We start from the raw sequence: 15,427 nt of genomic DNA on the forward strand, positions 1-15,427 counted from the left end.
TCGTCCGCCCGCGCTCGGCGCGGGATCCGTCTCTACTTTGGGTTCTGCGGGGACGCCTGGGCGGGCTCGAGGGTGGGAACGAACCGGAACACCACCTCACCCGGAAGCGCCAGGTCCATTTCTTCCCGGATCGCCCGATCGATTGCGGTGGGGTCCGCCTCGAGCAGCTCGATCTCGCGGGCGAGCGAGTCGTTCTGTGCCACGAGCACGTCCACCCGGCCCGATGCATCCGCGAGGTCGCCGCGAAGCTCGAGCCAGATCCCCACACCACTGTCGCGATCGAGGAGCGCCGTCATCGCGAGCACCACGATGATCAACGTACCCAGGCCAACCGCCTTCACCCACTCCCCCTTCACCCGGGGCCGCAGCCGGTCGCGCGCGGCCGGCTCGTAGCGGCAACACCCCGAATTGACGGAGTATCCCCGAACTCAGCATCCGATCCTCGTGTCGGCAGGCGAACGAGGCGCGCTTCCCGCCCCGGTCTCCCGAGCGTGCGTGAATCGTCGGTCAGCGCCGGAGGGTACCGAATCCGTCCCCAAAGGGCTCGTCACGGAGCCGATGGAAGGGGCCGAGGGGGGCCGTCAGGCGCCGCGGTCCTCGATCACGTCCTGCAGGCGCTGGACGTGCTCGGGCGCGTCCCACTCCCGGGGGCCGACGTAGCGCTCGACGACCCGCCCCTGCCGGTCGATCAGGAGCGACTCGGGCACCCCCATCGTCTGGTACGACTGGTAGACGGCCTGGTCGAGGTCGAGGACGATCGGGAACGAGAGTGCGTATTCGTCCTGGAAGCCCTGGACGAGGCTCTCGTCGTCGTCGATCGCGACCGCGACCATCTCGAACTCGTCGCGGGGCAGCAGCCCGTAGAGGCGCTCCATCGCGGGCATCTCGCTCTCGCAGGGCTCGCACCAGGTCGCCCAGAAGTTCACCAGGACCACGCGGCCCCGGAGATCCGAGAGCGCCAGCCGCGATTCCGCCGTCCCCTCCGCCGAACCGAGCACACGAAGCTCGAAGGCGGGCGCGCTCGAGCCGCGCGCCAGCGGCGGCGCGCCGGCGTCGACCTGGAGAATCGCGACGACCGCCAGGACGACGACCGCCGCGCCCAGCACGAGGCTGACCGCGGCGGATACGGGACGCTTCTCCCCGCTCTCGAGGGGCGTCTGTTCGCCGGCGTCGCCGCTCAGGCGTCGCTCTCGGCCGCAGCACCGGCGTCGGCGCCGCGATCCACCAGTTCGATGATCGACATCGGCGCCGCATCACCCGGCCGCTGACCCAGCTTGATCACGCGGGTGTAGCCGCCGGGCCGGTCCTTGTAGCGATCGGCCAGCTCGTCGAAGACCTTCGCAGTCACTTCCTTGCTGCGGATCGTGCGCAGGGCGTTGCGGCGCGCGTGGAGCGTGCCCTTCTTGCCGAGGGAGATCATCCGCTCGGCGACGCCGCGCAGCTCCTTCGCCTTCGCGTCGGTCGTGCGGATCTGCTCGTGTTCGAGGAGCGACGTGACCATGTTCCGGAAGAGCGCCTTCCGGTGGGCGCTCGTGCGTCCGAGCTTTCGTCCGGTCTTGCGATGGTTCATGATTCTTTCCTACTCGCTGAAGGCTCTAGGCCTCGCGCTGCTCCCGCATCCGCTCGAGATCCTTTCGCGGAGGCAGGTTGTCGATCGTCATCCCCAGCGAGAGTCCGAGCGCACCGAGCGTCTCCTTGATCTCGTTCAGGGACTTCCGACCGAAGTTCTTGGTCTTGAGCATCTCGGCTTCGGTCTTCTGGACCAGCTCGCCGATGAAGCGGATGTTGGCGTTCTGCAGGCAGTTCGCCGACCGGACGGAGAGCTCGAGCTCGTCGACCGACTTGAAGAGGTTCGGGTTGAGCGGCTCGGGCTCGTCGATGAGGGCCTGAGGCGCTTCCGCCTGCTCTTCGAAGTTGATGAAGATCGACAGCTGCTCCTTGAGGATCTTCGCCGCGAAGGCGATGGCGTCCGCGGGATCGATCGCGCCGTCGGTCCAGAGCTCCAGGTTCAGCCGGTCGAAATCGGTCTCGCGACCGACACGGGCGGGCGTGACCGTGTAGTTCACGCGGCGGATCGGCGAGAAGACCGAGTCGATCGGGATCGTGCCGATCGGCATGTCTTCGGTCTTGTTCTTGTCGGCGAGGACGTAGCCCTTCCCGAGACCGACGGTCGCCTCGAGTTCGAGCTCGGAGTCCGGACCGAGGGTGCAGATCTTGTGCTCGGGGTTCATGATCTCGACCGTCTGGTCGTCCGAGGTGAAGTCACCGGCAGTGACCTGCCCCGCTCCCGCCTTGCGCAGGCGGATCGTCTTCGGGCCCTCGGCGTTCATCCGGACGCGCACGTCCTTGAGGTTCAGAACGACGGTCGCGACGTCTTCCATGACGCCCGGGATCGTCGAGAACTCGTGCAGCACGCCGTCGATCCGGATGCTCGTGATCGCCGCGCCCTGGAGCGACGAGAGCAGCACGCGGCGAAGCGCGTTGCCGAGCGTCGTGCCGAAGCCACGCTCGAGCGGCTCGCAGAAGAAGCGTCCGTAGGTCGAGGTCAGCGTATCCTCTTCCACGTCGAGACGACGCGGTCGAATCAGCTCCCGCCAATTGCGCGCGATGACATCATCCTGCATCGGAATCCCCTTGTTCGTTTTCGCCCTTCATCGGCGTACCGACTCGGACTCGCCCCCGTTACGGGCAGGAGCGACGAGTTGTGTTGCGACGGAGCGCTGAGGCGTCCGTCCAGGTCGTATCGCGAGATCGCAGCGCTCGAGCTGAAAGCGAATACAGCCCTGAGCCCAGCGATAGCGCCTTCGGCGCTATCGCGAATAAAGTTCCACGATCAGCTGCTCGTCGATCGGGAGCGTGATGTCCTCGCGGTTCGGCATCGCCTTCACCACGCCCTGCATCTCGTCCTTCTCGATCTCGAGCCACTGCGGGACCGCGCGGCCTTCCATCGTCTCGAGCGCACCGCTGATGCGCTCCACCTTCTTCGATCGATCGCGAACGCTGATCACCCAACCGGGCTTGACCAGCATGCTCGGCGAGTGCGCCTTGCGACCGTTGACCTTGAAGTGGCCGTGCTTCACGAGCTGACGAGCTTCCGCACGCGAGGTCGTGTAGCCGAGGCGGTAGATGACGTTGTCGAGGCGGCGCTCGAGGAGCATGAGGAGGTTCTCGCCGGAGCGGCCCTTCATGCGCGAGGCCTGGTCGTAGGTCGCGCGGAACTGCTTCTCGAGCAGGCCGTACATGCGCTTTACCTTCTGCTTCTCACGCAGCTGCACGCCGTAGTCCGAGAAGCGCACACGGCCCTGGCCATGCTGGCCCGGGGGGTACGCGCGGCGCTCGATGGCGCACTTCTCGGTGAAGCAGCGGTCGCCCTTCAGGAAGAGCTTCGTGCCCTCGCGGCGACAGAGACGACAGACGGAACCGGTATATCGTGCCATGGATTGTTCGCTCTAGACTCGGCGCCGCTTCGGGGGGCGGCAGCCGTTGTGGGGAATCGGGGTGACGTCGCGGATCATGGTGATCTTCATGCCCGCGGCCTGGAGCGCGCGGAGCGCGGACTCGCGACCGCCGCCCGGGCCCTTGACGTAGACGCCGAGCGAGCGAACGCCGTGCTCCTGCGCCTTCTTCGCGGCTTCCTCGGCTGCGATCTGCGCAGCGAAGGGCGTGGACTTCTTCGAGCCCTTGAAGCCCTGCTGTCCGCAGCTCGCCCAGGAGATCGCGTTCCCGCCGACGTCCGTGATCGTGATGACCGTGTTGTTGAACGTCGACTGGATGTGGGCGATCCCGGACTGGATGTTCTTCTTGACCTTCTTCTTCTTGGCGACCATGTCTCTCTATCTCCGCGCTGCGCGCTCTCGGCTCTCTCTGGGCAAGAGGGCAGGCTCCGGCTACTTCTTGGCGATCTTCTTGCCGGCGATCGTCTTGGCCGGGCCCTTGCGCGTGCGCGCGTTCGTATGCGTTCGCTGACCACGAACAGGAAGCCCACGGCGGTGTCGAAGCCCGCGGTAGCAGCCGATGTCCATCAGCATCTTGATGTTCTGGTTCACTTCGCGGCGGAGGTCACCCTCGACCTTGTAGTTGCTCTCGATGATCTCGCGGAGCTTGATCGTCTCGGCTTCCGAGAGGAGCTCGGTCTTCGAGCCGGGCTCGATTCCCGCGGCTTCGCAGATATCGAGGGCGGTCTTTCGACCGACGCCGTAGATGTACGTGAGCGAGATTTCGATCCGCTTGTTTCGCGGGAGATCGACGCCTGCAATGCGTGCCATTGACTACTCCTGGCTCCTCAGCCTTGTCGCTGCTTGTGCTTGGGGTTGTCGCAGATCACGCGAACGATCCCCCGCCGACGAATCACGCGGCACTTGTCACACATCTTCCGAACCGAAGCTCGAACCTTCATCGTTTCTTCCTATTCATCGCGTCACCCGGCCCGACTAGTGCGATCCCGGGATCCTCGTCAATACTTCCGGACCGTCGTCCGTGATGAGCACCGTGTGCTCGTAATGTGCTGAGAGGGAGCCGTCGACGGTCACCGCCGTCCAGTCGTCGTCGAGCACCCTCACCTTGTCGCTTCCGATGTTCACCATGGGCTCGATCGCGAAGACCATCCCGGCGCGCAGCCGGGGCCCGCGACCGGGCCTTCCGTAATTGGGAACCTGGGGCGGTTCGTGCATCTCGCGACCGATCCCGTGTCCCACGAACTGGTGAACGACTCCGTACCCTTCTTTCAACGCTCGCTTCTCGATCGCGTGACCGATGTCCGACAGTCGATTCCCCGGCACCATCTTCTCGATGCCGAGATTCATCGACTCTTCTGTCGTGGCCATCAGCTTCTCGGCCTCGGGGTCGACGTCACCGATCGCGATCGTCACGGCCGTGTCGCCGTGCCAACCGCGGTGTTCCACACCGAAATCGAGGCTGATGATGTCGCCCTCGCGGAGCTCGCGTGGTCCTGGAATGCCGTGCACGATCTCGTCGTTGACGGACGCGCAGAGGACCGCTGGGTAGGGCGCTACCCCCCCGGGAGCATACCCCAGAAATGGGGACTGCAACCCCCTCTTTTCCAGGGCCCTGGCCGCGATCTGGTCGAGCTCCCCGGTCGTGACGCCCGGCTGGGCCCGGTCCCGGATTTCGAGGAGGATCTCGGCCGTCTTCTGGCCGACTTCCCTCATCTGCTCGATCTCGCGCCGGCTCTTGATGGCAATCCGCTCGGCGAAACTCACTTTCCACCCCCGAGATGCGACGGGCAGCGACCGCGGGCCGCTCCCTCTCCGACCTCGTTCACTTGTCGAGTGCTTGCTTGATCCTCTCTCCCACCTCTTCGATGGTGCCCATGCCGTCCACCTCGACGAGGCGATCCCGGCTCCTGTAGAAGTCCAGCAGCGGCGCGGTCTTCGCGTCGTACTCCCGCATCCGCTCCCGGATCGTCGCTTCGTTGTCGTCGGCGCGACCCTCGATCTCGGCTCGCTTGAGGAGTCGCTCGACAATCGCGTCGTTGTCCACGGTCAGCGCCAGACAGCAGTCGAGCTCGACGCCGAGTTTCGCGAGCAGCCCCTCGAGCGCCTCCGCCTGGGCGATCGTGCGCGGGAAACCGTCGAGCAGGAAGCCCTTCTTGGCGTCGTCTTCCGAGAGGCGCTCTTCGGCGATGCCGATGACGATCTCGTCCGAGACGAGCTCGCCCGACTCCATCACGGCCTTGGCCTGGAGACCGACCGGCGTCTCCGCCTTGACGGCAGCGCGAAGCATGTCGCCGGTCGACACGTGGGGGATCCCCAGCCGGTCGATCAGGCTCGTCGCCTGGGTGCCCTTCCCTGCTCCGGGAGGCCCCAGCAGGATCATTCGACTCATCTTCCGAGTCTCCCTCGAACGCGGCCCGTGCCGCTGAATCCTTCGTACCGACGCGAGACGAGATGCGCCTCGATCTGGCCCACCGTGTCGAGCGACACGCTCACCGCGATCAGCAGCGCCGTGCCCCCGAAGTAGAAGGGCACGCCCATCTCCTGGGACAGGATCACCGGCAGGACACAGATCGCCGCGACGTAGATCGCCCCGACCAGGGTGAGGCGCGACAGCACGGCGTCGATGTAGTCCGCGGTCTTGCGTCCGGGCCGAACACCGGGGATGTAGCCGCCCGAGCGCTTGATGTTCTCGGACACGTCGTCGGGGTTGATCATGATCGACGTGTAGAAGAAGCAGAAGAAGATGATCAGCGCGACGTAGACGACGTTGTAGGAGATCGCGCCCGGGTTCATCCAGTCGTCGATGAAGCGCTGGACGGTCGGGCTCTCGGTGTACTGCCGGACGGTCAGCGGGAGCATCAACAGCGAGGAGGCGAAGATCGGCGGGATCACGCCCGCGGTGTTCACGCGGAGCGGGAAGTAGCTCATCGCCGCCGCCTGGCCCGTGTTGCCACCCCGACGCGCGTGCTGGATGGGGATCCGCCGCTGCCCGCGCTCGACGAAGACCACGAAGGCGATCGCGGCGATGACGACGGCGCCGAGGAAGATCACGTTCAGGATCTCGAACTCCCCCGTTCGAACGAGGTCGAAGACGTTCGAGACACCGGACGGGAGGCCGACGACGATGCCCGAGAAGATGATCAGCGAGATGCCGTTGCCGATCCCGCGTTCGGTCACCTGCTCACCGAGCCACATGATGAACGCGGTGCCCGCGGTCAACGTGATCATCGTGGTGAGCCGGAAGCCCCAGCCGGGCTCGAGGACCGCGCCCTGACCGAACTGCCCGTTCTCGAGGGCGATCGACATGAGAAAGCTCTGGAAGAGCGCGAGCGCGATCGTGGCGTAGCGGGTCCACTGCGTGATCCGCTTCTGGCCTTCGCTGCCTTCCTTCTTCAGGCGCTCGAGGGCGGGAATCACCACCGTCAGGAGCTGGAAGATGATGCTCGCGGAGATGTAGGGCATGATGCCCAGAGCGAAGATCGAGAGCTGCTCCATCGCGCCACCGGAGAAGACGTTCAGCAGGCCGAACATCGTCCCCTCCATCTGCGTGAAGAAGTTCCGGATGACGTTTCCGTTGATGCCGGGCGTGACGACGATGCACCCCACCCGGTAGACGGCCAGCATGGCCGCCGTGAAGAAGATGCGGCGGCGCAGCTCTTCGATTCGGAAGACGTTCTGGAGCGCCTCGATCACTTCAGATCTTCTCCACGCTTCCGCCAGCGGCCTCGATCTTGGCCGCTGCTGCTGCGCTGATCTTGTTGACGGAGAGCTTGAGGCCCTTCGGCGCGTCGCCCTCGGCGAGCACCTTGACCGGCTTGCCGGATCCGCGGACGAGGCCCTTGTCGACCATCGCCTTCACGTCGACCTCGGCGTTGTCACCGAAGACCGCGAGCGCCGCGAGGTTCACGACGTCGTTTTCGACCCGGAAGCGGTTCTGGAAGCCCTTCTTCGGAACGCGCTGGTAGAGGGGCATCTGCCCGCCCTCGAACCACGGCTTGATCTTCTTGCCGCTGCGCGTGCCCTGGCCCTTCACGCCCGTGCCGCAGGTCTTGCCCTTGCCGGAGCCGGGGCCCCGACCGACGCGCTTGCGCGGGCTGCGCGATCCACGATTGGGAGAGAGTTCGTTCAGCATGCTGATTTCCTGATTCCCGAGGAAGTCGGATTCCTGAGGGATTAGTCCTCGAGCACCACGACGAGGTGGCGCACCTTGTTGATCATCCCGCGAACGGCGGGAGTGTCTTCGAGCTCGCGGATCTGGCGGATCTTGCGCAGCCCGAGGCCACGCAGGGTCGCCCGCTGCTTGCGGTCGTACCCGATCTCGCTCTTGACCTGCTGGATCTTCACCGTCTGTCCGGATGTGTCGTCGGCCATGGTCCTACCCCTTCCGCCTAACGCGTGCGGCCGAGCTGCGCGAGTCGCTCTTCCGGATCGCGGAGCTCGCTGAGCCCGGCCATCACGGCGTTCACGACGTTGCGCGGCGTCTTGGTGCCGAGGGTCTTCGTGAGGACGTCGGAAACCCCCGCAGACTCGACGACGGCACGAACCGGACCGCCGGCGATCACCCCCGTACCGGGAGAAGCCGGCTGCATCAGCACGCGGCCCGCACCCGAGATTCCGATCACGTCGTGGGGCAGCGTCCGACCGTCGATCAGCGGGATCTTGATCAGCGACTTGCGTGCGCGCTCCACGCCCTTGCGGATCGCTTCCGGCACTTCGCTCGCCTTGCCGAGACCGACACCAACGACGCCCGCGCCGTCACCGACGACCACGAGGGCGGAGAAGCTGAAGCGACGACCGCCCTTCACCACCTTCGAGACGCGGTTGATGTGGATGACCCGATCATTCAGCTCGTAGTCGTTCGCGTTGAGGAGCGACGATTGAATTACAGATGCCATGTCAGAACTGAAGCCCCGCTTCGCGAGCCCCTTCCGCGACGGCCGCGATGCGACCGTGGAAGAGGAATCCGTTTCGATTGAAGACGACCTGGTCGATCGACTTTTCCTTGGCGATCCGGCCGATCGCTTCGCCGACCTTCTTGGCCGCCTCGACGTTGCCGGTCCCGCCCTCGCCCGCGATCGAGCGATCCCGCGTCGACGCCGCGGCGAGGGTCTTGCCCGACGGATCGATCAGCTGCGCGTAGGTGTGCTTCGCGCTGCGGAAGACCGTGAGCGAGACGCGCTCGCTGCGAGCCAGACCGGTCTGGGTCCGAGCCTTGCGCGCCAGCCACTTCCGGCGCTTGGTGTCCTGGATCTTCTTCTTCATTACGCGCCTGCCTTACCGACCTTGCGGCGAATGTGTTCGTCCTCGTAGCGAACGCCCTTGCCCTTGTAGGGCTCCGGCGGCCGCAGCGCGCGGACGTCGGCAGCGAACTGGCCGACGGTCTGCTTGTCCGCGCCCTCGATCGCGACCTTGGTGTTCTGGTCGACGGAGACCTTGAGGCCCTCGGGGATCGGCATCTCGACGGGATGTGAGAAACCGAGCAGGAGGTTCAGGACCTTGCCCTTCACATCGGCGCGATAACCGACGCCCTCGATCTCGAGCCGCTTGACGAAGCCCTCGGAAACGCCCACGACCAGATTGTTCGCCAGCGCGCGAACGAGGCCGTGGTTGGACCGAGCGGGCTTGGAGTCGTCGGGACGCTCGAACGAGAGCTGATCATCCTCGCTCTTCACCTTGATCCCCGTCGGGATCTTGCAGCTGAGCTCGCCCTTCGGGCCCTTCACCTGGATCTCGTCGTCCGAGAGATTCACCGTCACGCCGGACGGGATCGGAATCGGTTGATTGCCTACGCGAGACATGACTACCAGACCTCGCAGATCACTTCGCCGCCGACCTTCTGGGCCCGGGCGTCGCGATCACAGATGACGCCCTTGGACGTCGAGAGGATGGCCATGCCGAGACCGGCACGAACCTGCTTGACCTCGCCCGCACCGACGTAGATCCGACGCCCCGGCTTCGAGACGCGCCGCATGCCCTCGATCATGAGCTTGCCGTCGTCTTGATACCGGAGGTCGATCGTCATCGTGGGCTTCTTGTCGTCCCCGTCGTTCGAGACGGCGCCGACGAAACCCTCGTCGGCGAGGACCTGAGCCACTGCGAGCTTGAGCTTCGAAGCGGGGCAGCTCACCTGCGCGTGTCGCGCGCCGCCCGCGTTTCGGATGCGAGCCAACATGTCACCAACCGGGTCGGTCATCATGGTGTTGGTCTCCTAATTTCTACTGCCAGCGCCTGCGGCTACTGACGAAAGGGCACGCCGAGGTGGGTCAGAAGACTCTTCGCCTCGGCATCGGTGGTTGCGGTCGTGACGAGGGTGACGTTCATGCCGGTCACCTTCTCGACCTTGTCGTAGTCCACTTCCGGAAAGATCGTCTGCTCTCGAACTCCCAGCGTGTAGTTGCCACGGCCGTCGAAGGCCTTCGGCGACACGCCGGAGAAGTCGCGCACTCGCGGCAGAGCCACGTTGAGCAGGCGGTCCAGGAATTCCCACTGGCGGGCGCCGCGGAGCGTGACGCTGCAGCCGATGGGCTGGCCTTCGCGAAGCTTGAAGTTCGACACGCTCTTCTTGGCGCGGCGCATGACCGGCTTCTGACCGGTGATCTGCGCCAGCTCTTCCATCGCGCGCTCGAGCAGCTTCGGGTTCGTGGTGGCCTCGCCGAGGCCGATGTTCACGACCACCTTCTCCACCTTCGGGATCTGGTTGACGTTGCCGTAGCCGAACTCCTCCTGGAGCTTCGGACGGATCGTCTCGTCGTACTGGGTCTTCAGGCGGGGCTGCCCGGAAACTTCGTCGGACATGTCAGAGCACCTCCGGCGCAAGCGAAACGATGCGCATGAAGCCGGCGCCGCGCAGCTCGCGGGCAACGGGACCGAAGATACGGGTCCCGACGACTTCCTTGTCCTTGTTGATCAGGACGGCGGCGTTCTCGTCGAAGAGGATGTGCGTCCCGTCGGGCCGCGAGATCGCCTTCTTCGTCCGCACGATCACCGCGCGGCGAACCTCGCCCTTCTTCACGCGGGCATTCGGGATGGCTTCCTTGACCGCCACCACGATGATGTCGCCCACGGAGGCGAAACGACGGCGCGAGCCGCCGAGCACCCGGATGCACTTCACCTTCCGTGCACCCGAGTTGTCCGCCACCTGGAGTGTGGATTCAGCTTGAATCATTGTTCAGTTCCTCTGCCGACTGCCTTGGCACTCGGCCTGCCTCGCCGGTTCGACGGGACCTCGCTGGCGGGAGCCCTCAGCCCCCTGAAATGCCGCTAGATCTGCGTCGCCTTCTCGAGCGTCTCCTGGACCTTCCAGCGCTTCCGCTTGGAGAGCGGCCGGTGTTCGATGATCCGAACCTGGTCGCCCTCGGCGCAATCATTGCTCTCGTCGTGCGCCATGAAGCGCGAATAACGACGGATGTACTTCTTGTACCGCTTGTCCTGCACGAGACGCTCGACACGCACGACGACGGTCTTGTCCATCTTGTTGCTGACCACGGTCCCGATCAGGGTTCTTCGACTTCCTCGTTCGCTCACGCTCTATGCTCCCTGCCCGGGGGTGTTGCCGACTGCGCGCTTCTCGGTGAGAAGGGTCTCGACTCGCGCGATGTCCTTCTTCAGCTGCCCCAGCACGGCGGTGTTCTCGAGCTGCTCGGTCGCGCGTCGGATCTTCGCGCTGAAGAGCTCGTCGCGGAGCTCCTTGCCCTTCTGCTCGAGTTCGTTCTCGGAGAGATCTCGTAGTTCGGAGGCCTTCATCTCGATCAGCCCTCCCGCTGCACGAAGCGCGTACGCACCGGCAGCTTGTGCGCGGCGAGGCGAAGCGCCTCTCGCGCGACCTGGGGATCGACGCCTTCCATTTCGTAGAGCATGCGCCCGCGCTTGACGGGAGCGACCCACGCCTCGAGGTTGCCCTTGCCCTTACCCATTCGGACTTCGGCGGGCTTCTTCGTGGTCGGCTTGTCGGGGAAGACCCGGATCCAGACCTTGCCGCCGCGCTTGGCGTGACGGGTCATCGCGATACGTGCGGCCTCGATCTGGCGCGCGGTGATGAATCCGGAGGACATCGCCTGGAGGCCGAACGTCCCGAAGGCGAGCGTATTGCCACGCATGGCCTTCCCGCGGAGGCGGCCCTTGAACATCTTGCGATGCTTGACTTTCTTCGGTTGAAGCATTTCTTCTTCCTTCGCTCCTCGCGGGAGCGCTCGTACTCGGTGGAGCCTTCAGCTCCAGGGTTCGCGCGGTAGCGCGAATCCGGAAATCGGAGCCTTCAGCTCCAGGGTTCGCGCGCGAAGCGCGCGATACCCGATTATCGAGGCGTCTCGGAGCGGTGATCCTGCGAGAGCGGACCGCGCTTGAGCTCACGGTCACCGACCTCGCCCTTGAAGATCCAGCACTTCACGCCGATCACGCCGTAGGTCGTGCGCGCTTCGGCGAAGCCGTATTCGATCTCGGCGCGGAGCGTGTGCAGCGGCACGCGCCCGTCGCGGTACCACTCGCGGCGACCCATCTCGGCGCCGCCGAGGCGACCCGAGCACTGGATCCGGATGCCTTCGGCACCGAACTTCATCGTCGAGATCATCGCCTTCTTCATGGCCCGCCGGAACGCGACGCGGCGCTCGAGCTGGGTCGCGATGTTCTCGGCGACGAGCTGCGCGTCGAGCTCGGCCTTGCGGATCTCCTTGATGTTGATGAACACGTCCGCCGCCGTGTAGGCCTTCAGCTCCTTCCGGAGCATGTCGACCTCGGCGCCGCGCTTGCCGATCAGGATGCCGGGGCGCGCGGTGTGGATGTTGATCACGATCTTGTCACCGGTGCGCTCGATGACGACCTTCGAGATGCCCGCGTGATAGAGCTTCTTCTTGATGAACTCTCGGATCCGAACGTCTTCGTGGAGCTGCTCGGCGTAGTTCTTCTCGGCGAACCAGTTGGACTGCCACCCGTAGAGGGTGCCGACCCGGAAGCCGTAGGGATGGACTTTTTGACCCATGCTTAGTTGTTTCCCTGTTCGGAGAGCCTTCAGCGTGCTGAAAGCGTTGCTTTCAGCGCTCTGAGAGTTCGACGTTGATCGTCGCCGTGCGCTTCTGGATCCAGGCGGCCCGACCCTGCGCACGCGGGCGGATGCGCCACATGCTCGGGCCTTCGTCGACGTAGATCGTGGACACGACCAGGTCGTCGATCTCGATCCCGGCGTGCTGGTTCTCGTTCTTCTGCTCGGCGTTCGCCACGGCGGAACGGACGAGCTTCGCGATCGGAGCGGCGATCCGCTTGGGCGAGAGGTCGAGGAGGTTCAGCGCTTCCTCGACGCCCTTCCCGCGAATCTGGTCCGCCACGAGCCGCGCCTTCTGCGCGCTCACGCGGTAGTTGCTGAGCGAGGCCTTGACCGTGTTTGCATCAGCCATCAGCGCTTCACCTTCTTGTCGCTCGCGTGGCCCGTGAACTTCCGGGTCGGCGCGAACTCACCGAGGCGGTGCCCCACCATGTTCTCCGTCACGAAGACGGGCATGAAGAGCTTCCCATTGTGAACGTGGAAAGTGAGGCCCACGAAATCCGGGGTGATCATCGAGCGGCGCGACCACGTCTTGATGACGCCCTTGCCGCCGCCGGATCCCAGCTTGTCGACCTTCCGCTGAAGGCTCGGATCGACGTACGGCCCCTTGCGAAGTGAACGTGCCATTACTTCTTCCCTCGTCGCTTGACGATGTACTTGTCCGTCTGCTTGTTCTTGCGCGTCTTGGCACCCTTGGTGGGCTTGCCCCAGGGCGTACACGGGTGGCGTCCACCCGAAGATCGGCCCTCGCCGCCACCCATCGGATGGTCGACCGGGTTCATCGCGACGCCGCGAACGTTGCTCCGCTTGCCGAGCCAGCGGGACCGGCCCGCCTTGCCGATGCGCTGGTTCTCGTGCTCGGAGTTACCGACCTCACCGATCGTCGCGAGACAGTCGATGTGGACCATCCGCATCTCGCCGGAGGGCAGACGGAGCGTGGCCATCTTGCCTTCGCGGGCCATGAGCTGCGCGCTGGTCCCCGCCGATCGGACGAGCTGCGCGCCCTTCCCCGGCTTCATCTCGATCGCGTGGAGCTGCGTACCGAGCGGGATCTTGGAGAGCGGCATCGCATTGCCCGGGTGGATCTCGGCGTTCGCCGAGGACAGCACCGTGTCGCCGACGTTGAGGCCGAGGGGGCTCAGGATGTAGCGCTTCTCGCCGTCCGCGTAGTGGAGCAACGCGATGTTCGCCGATCGGTTCGGGTCGTACTCGATCGCGGCGACCTTGGCCGGCACGTCGATCTTGTTGCGACGGAAGTCGATCGAGCGGAAGCGACGACGCGCACCGCCACCGCGGTGATACGACGTGATTCGCCCGTTGTTGTTGCGGCCGCCGGACTTCTTGACGAGGCCCTTGGTCAGCGAGCGCTCCGGCCGACCGCGGGTGATCTCCGCGAAGTCGGACACGCTCATGTTGCGGCGGCCTGCCGAAGTCGGCTTGTACTTCTTGACCGGCATGGATCAGACTCCCTCGAAATATTCGATCGTGTGGCCGGGGGCCAGCTCGACGATCGCCTTCTTCCAGGAGGGCTTGCGGCCGATCTTCTTGCCGACGCGCTTCTTCTTCCCGGGCTGGTTCATCGTGCGCACGTTCTCGACCTGCACCTCGAAGAGCATCTCGACGGCTCGGCGGATCTCGTGCTTGGTGGCGGCCGGATCGACGCGGAAGGTCGCGATGTTCGCCTCTTCACGGGCGATGGCGCTCTTCTCCGTCACGATCGGTCGCTGAATCACTTCATGGAGGTCCATCAGGCATCATCTCCCTTGCCCGCCGGAGAGAGGCGGGCCTCGACCTTGGCGACCGCGGCCTGCGTGATGAGCAGGTTCTTGTGGCGCAGCACGTCGTAGACGTTGAGCCCCTCGGCCCGCACGACCGTCACGCCCGGAATGTTCCGCGCGGAGGCCTCGACCGTCGCGTTCGCGTCGTCGATCACGATCAGCGTCGTGCCCTCGAGACCGAGCGCACCGAGGATCCCGACCACGGCCTTCGTCTTGTATCCCTCGACCTGCAGGTCGTCGACGACCGTCAGGCTCGAGTCCGCCAGGCTCTGGGAGAGCGCGGACTTGAGTGCCGCGCCCCGGACCTTCTTGGGCAGCTTGTGCGAGTAGCCGCGCGGCACCGGGCCGAACACGACACCGCCGCCCTGGAACTGAGGCGCGCGGGTCGTACCCTGGCGGGCGCGACCGGTGCCCTTCTGGCGGTAGGGCTTGGCGCCGCCGCCGGAGACGAGGGCACGGTTCTTCGTGCTGTGGGTTCCGGCGCGGCGCTCGGCGAGCTGACGGCGGACTTCGGCGTGCAGGAGATGAGGCTTGACCTCGGTCTCGAACACCGCCGCCGAGAGGTCGACCGAGCCGGCCTTCTCGTTCTGCGTATTGACGACGTCGATCGTGGCCATGACTAGAGCTTTATCTCCACGTCGACACCGGCTGCGAGCTCGAGCTTCATCAGCGCGTCGACGGTCTGGGGCGTCGGATCGAGGATGTCGATCAGGCGCTTGTGGGTTCGGAGCTCGAACTGCTCGCGCGACTTCTTGTCGATGTGCGGGCCCTTCAGCACGGTCCACTTGTTCTTGTTGGTCGGAAGCGGAATCGGCCCCGCGACGCGCGCGCCGGTGCGCACCGCCGTGTCCACGATCTCACCTGCGCTCTGGTCGAGCAGCTTGTAGTCGTAGGCCTTCATGCGGATCCGAATCTTCTGTGCCGTGGCTTCAGCCATGGAATCTCTCCAATGTGCGACGTCTGGGGTGCAGTCGCGGGACGGGCGGCGCTGGCCCGCCCCTGAACGAAGGGCGGGCCCTTACTCGATGACCTCGGAGACGACTCCGGATCCGACGGTTCGTCCACCTTCGCGGATCGCGAACCGGAGCTCCTTGTCCATCGCGATCGGCGTGATCAGCTCCACCGTCATCTCGACGTTGTCGCCCGGCATCACCATCTCC

General features: G+C 65.3%; 30 protein-coding genes. All 30 read right to left on the reverse strand.

The genetic code is table 11. The annotated features are described in order from the left end of the window. Positions 1–32 precede the first annotated feature (32 nt). Positions 33–341, reverse strand: a complete 309-nt coding sequence (locus NXI30_26645) for a septum formation initiator family protein (GenBank protein MCR9097814.1) — start codon at positions 339–341, stop codon at positions 33–35. A gap of 240 nt (positions 342–581) precedes the next feature. Further along, the gene (locus NXI30_26650) at positions 582–1,106 is read right to left on the reverse strand and encodes a TlpA family protein disulfide reductase (protein MCR9097815.1); all 525 of its coding nucleotides are present in this window, start codon (positions 1,104–1,106) and stop codon (positions 582–584) included. A 71-nt stretch (positions 1,107–1,177) separates the two neighbouring features. After that, positions 1,178–1,570: a 50S ribosomal protein L17 gene (rplQ, locus tag NXI30_26655; GenBank protein ID MCR9097816.1), complete on the reverse strand. Its 393-nt coding sequence runs from the start codon at positions 1,568–1,570 to the stop codon at positions 1,178–1,180. A gap of 25 nt (positions 1,571–1,595) precedes the next feature. Further along, positions 1,596–2,624: a DNA-directed RNA polymerase subunit alpha gene (locus tag NXI30_26660; GenBank protein MCR9097817.1), complete on the reverse strand. Its 1,029-nt coding sequence runs from the start codon at positions 2,622–2,624 to the stop codon at positions 1,596–1,598. Between the two features lie 186 nt (positions 2,625–2,810). Further along, positions 2,811–3,437: a 30S ribosomal protein S4 gene (gene rpsD, locus NXI30_26665; protein ID MCR9097818.1), complete on the reverse strand. Its 627-nt coding sequence runs from the start codon at positions 3,435–3,437 to the stop codon at positions 2,811–2,813. Between the two features lie 12 nt (positions 3,438–3,449). Next, positions 3,450–3,827, reverse strand: a complete 378-nt coding sequence (gene rpsK / locus NXI30_26670) for a 30S ribosomal protein S11 (GenBank protein ID MCR9097819.1) — start codon at positions 3,825–3,827, stop codon at positions 3,450–3,452. Between the two features lie 60 nt (positions 3,828–3,887). Beyond that, positions 3,888–4,265: a 30S ribosomal protein S13 gene (gene rpsM / locus NXI30_26675; GenBank protein MCR9097820.1), complete on the reverse strand. Its 378-nt coding sequence runs from the start codon at positions 4,263–4,265 to the stop codon at positions 3,888–3,890. Between the two features lie 17 nt (positions 4,266–4,282). Next, a complete protein-coding gene (rpmJ, locus tag NXI30_26680) occupies positions 4,283–4,396 on the reverse strand; it encodes a 50S ribosomal protein L36 (protein MCR9097821.1) in 114 nt (37 codons plus the stop codon). Between the two features lie 34 nt (positions 4,397–4,430). Next, positions 4,431–5,219, reverse strand: coding sequence for a type I methionyl aminopeptidase (gene map / locus NXI30_26685; GenBank protein ID MCR9097822.1), 789 nt, complete (start codon positions 5,217–5,219; stop codon positions 4,431–4,433). A gap of 58 nt (positions 5,220–5,277) precedes the next feature. Next, positions 5,278–5,844 carry an adenylate kinase gene (locus tag NXI30_26690; protein MCR9097823.1) on the reverse strand — a complete coding sequence of 189 codons (567 nt, stop codon included), beginning with the start codon at positions 5,842–5,844 and terminating at the stop codon, positions 5,278–5,280. After that, positions 5,841–7,148, reverse strand: coding sequence for a preprotein translocase subunit SecY (secY, locus tag NXI30_26695; GenBank protein ID MCR9097824.1), 1,308 nt, complete (start codon positions 7,146–7,148; stop codon positions 5,841–5,843). Before secY ends, NXI30_26690 begins: the two co-directional genes overlap by 4 nt. Position 7,149: 1 nt before the next feature. Then, positions 7,150–7,587 carry a 50S ribosomal protein L15 gene (rplO, locus tag NXI30_26700; protein ID MCR9097825.1) on the reverse strand — a complete coding sequence of 146 codons (438 nt, stop codon included), beginning with the start codon at positions 7,585–7,587 and terminating at the stop codon, positions 7,150–7,152. Positions 7,588–7,628: 41 nt separating this feature from the next. Beyond that, positions 7,629–7,826, reverse strand: a complete 198-nt coding sequence (gene rpmD / locus NXI30_26705) for a 50S ribosomal protein L30 (GenBank protein ID MCR9097826.1) — start codon at positions 7,824–7,826, stop codon at positions 7,629–7,631. A 17-nt stretch (positions 7,827–7,843) separates the two neighbouring features. Further along, positions 7,844–8,350, reverse strand: coding sequence for a 30S ribosomal protein S5 (gene rpsE / locus NXI30_26710; GenBank protein MCR9097827.1), 507 nt, complete (start codon positions 8,348–8,350; stop codon positions 7,844–7,846). 1 nt (position 8,351) lies between these two features. Beyond that, positions 8,352–8,717 carry a 50S ribosomal protein L18 gene (gene rplR / locus NXI30_26715; protein MCR9097828.1) on the reverse strand — a complete coding sequence of 122 codons (366 nt, stop codon included), beginning with the start codon at positions 8,715–8,717 and terminating at the stop codon, positions 8,352–8,354. Continuing rightward, a complete protein-coding gene (gene rplF, locus NXI30_26720) occupies positions 8,717–9,253 on the reverse strand; it encodes a 50S ribosomal protein L6 (GenBank protein ID MCR9097829.1) in 537 nt (178 codons plus the stop codon). Before rplF ends, rplR begins: the two co-directional genes overlap by 1 nt. Before the next feature lie 2 nt (positions 9,254–9,255). Next, positions 9,256–9,651 (reverse strand): 30S ribosomal protein S8, encoded by a 396-nt coding sequence (gene rpsH, locus NXI30_26725; protein ID MCR9097830.1) that lies wholly within the window; start codon positions 9,649–9,651, stop codon positions 9,256–9,258. Between the two features lie 38 nt (positions 9,652–9,689). Further along, a complete protein-coding gene (rplE, locus tag NXI30_26730; protein ID MCR9097831.1) occupies positions 9,690–10,250 on the reverse strand; it encodes a 50S ribosomal protein L5 in 561 nt (186 codons plus the stop codon). 1 nt (position 10,251) lies between these two features. Continuing rightward, positions 10,252–10,620, reverse strand: coding sequence for a 50S ribosomal protein L14 (rplN, locus tag NXI30_26735; GenBank protein MCR9097832.1), 369 nt, complete (start codon positions 10,618–10,620; stop codon positions 10,252–10,254). 95 nt (positions 10,621–10,715) lie between these two features. Beyond that, the gene (gene rpsQ, locus NXI30_26740) at positions 10,716–10,979 is read right to left on the reverse strand and encodes a 30S ribosomal protein S17 (protein MCR9097833.1); all 264 of its coding nucleotides are present in this window, start codon (positions 10,977–10,979) and stop codon (positions 10,716–10,718) included. A gap of 3 nt (positions 10,980–10,982) precedes the next feature. Further along, positions 10,983–11,198, reverse strand: a complete 216-nt coding sequence (rpmC, locus tag NXI30_26745; protein ID MCR9097834.1) for a 50S ribosomal protein L29 — start codon at positions 11,196–11,198, stop codon at positions 10,983–10,985. Positions 11,199–11,203: 5 nt separating this feature from the next. Next, complete coding sequence (gene rplP, locus NXI30_26750) at positions 11,204–11,614, reverse strand: 50S ribosomal protein L16 (GenBank protein ID MCR9097835.1); 411 nt, start codon at positions 11,612–11,614, stop codon at positions 11,204–11,206. 134 nt (positions 11,615–11,748) lie between these two features. Then, complete coding sequence (gene rpsC, locus NXI30_26755) at positions 11,749–12,429, reverse strand: 30S ribosomal protein S3 (protein MCR9097836.1); 681 nt, start codon at positions 12,427–12,429, stop codon at positions 11,749–11,751. Positions 12,430–12,481: 52 nt separating this feature from the next. Then, positions 12,482–12,841 (reverse strand): 50S ribosomal protein L22, encoded by a 360-nt coding sequence (rplV, locus tag NXI30_26760; protein MCR9097837.1) that lies wholly within the window; start codon positions 12,839–12,841, stop codon positions 12,482–12,484. Beyond that, positions 12,841–13,116, reverse strand: coding sequence for a 30S ribosomal protein S19 (gene rpsS / locus NXI30_26765; protein MCR9097838.1), 276 nt, complete (start codon positions 13,114–13,116; stop codon positions 12,841–12,843). Before rpsS ends, rplV begins: the two co-directional genes overlap by 1 nt. After that, on the reverse strand, positions 13,116–13,946 hold the full coding sequence (gene rplB / locus NXI30_26770) for a 50S ribosomal protein L2 (protein ID MCR9097839.1): 831 nt from the start codon (positions 13,944–13,946) through the stop codon (positions 13,116–13,118). Before rplB ends, rpsS begins: the two co-directional genes overlap by 1 nt. A 3-nt stretch (positions 13,947–13,949) precedes the next feature. After that, positions 13,950–14,237: a 50S ribosomal protein L23 gene (locus NXI30_26775; protein MCR9097840.1), complete on the reverse strand. Its 288-nt coding sequence runs from the start codon at positions 14,235–14,237 to the stop codon at positions 13,950–13,952. Then, entirely contained in the window at positions 14,237–14,884 is a 648-nt protein-coding gene (gene rplD, locus NXI30_26780) for a 50S ribosomal protein L4 (protein MCR9097841.1), read from the reverse strand. Before rplD ends, NXI30_26775 begins: the two co-directional genes overlap by 1 nt. Before the next feature lie 2 nt (positions 14,885–14,886). Then, positions 14,887–15,204, reverse strand: a complete 318-nt coding sequence (rpsJ, locus tag NXI30_26785; GenBank protein MCR9097842.1) for a 30S ribosomal protein S10 — start codon at positions 15,202–15,204, stop codon at positions 14,887–14,889. 81 nt (positions 15,205–15,285) lie between these two features. Further along, positions 15,286–15,427 (reverse strand): elongation factor Tu (gene tuf / locus NXI30_26790; GenBank protein MCR9097843.1); only part of this gene is annotated, 142 nt, incomplete at its 5' end.

The sequence above is a fragment of the bacterium genome, assembly GCA_024742285.1.
Classification (GTDB): Bacteria; Myxococcota_A; UBA9160; order UBA9160; family UBA4427; genus UBA4427.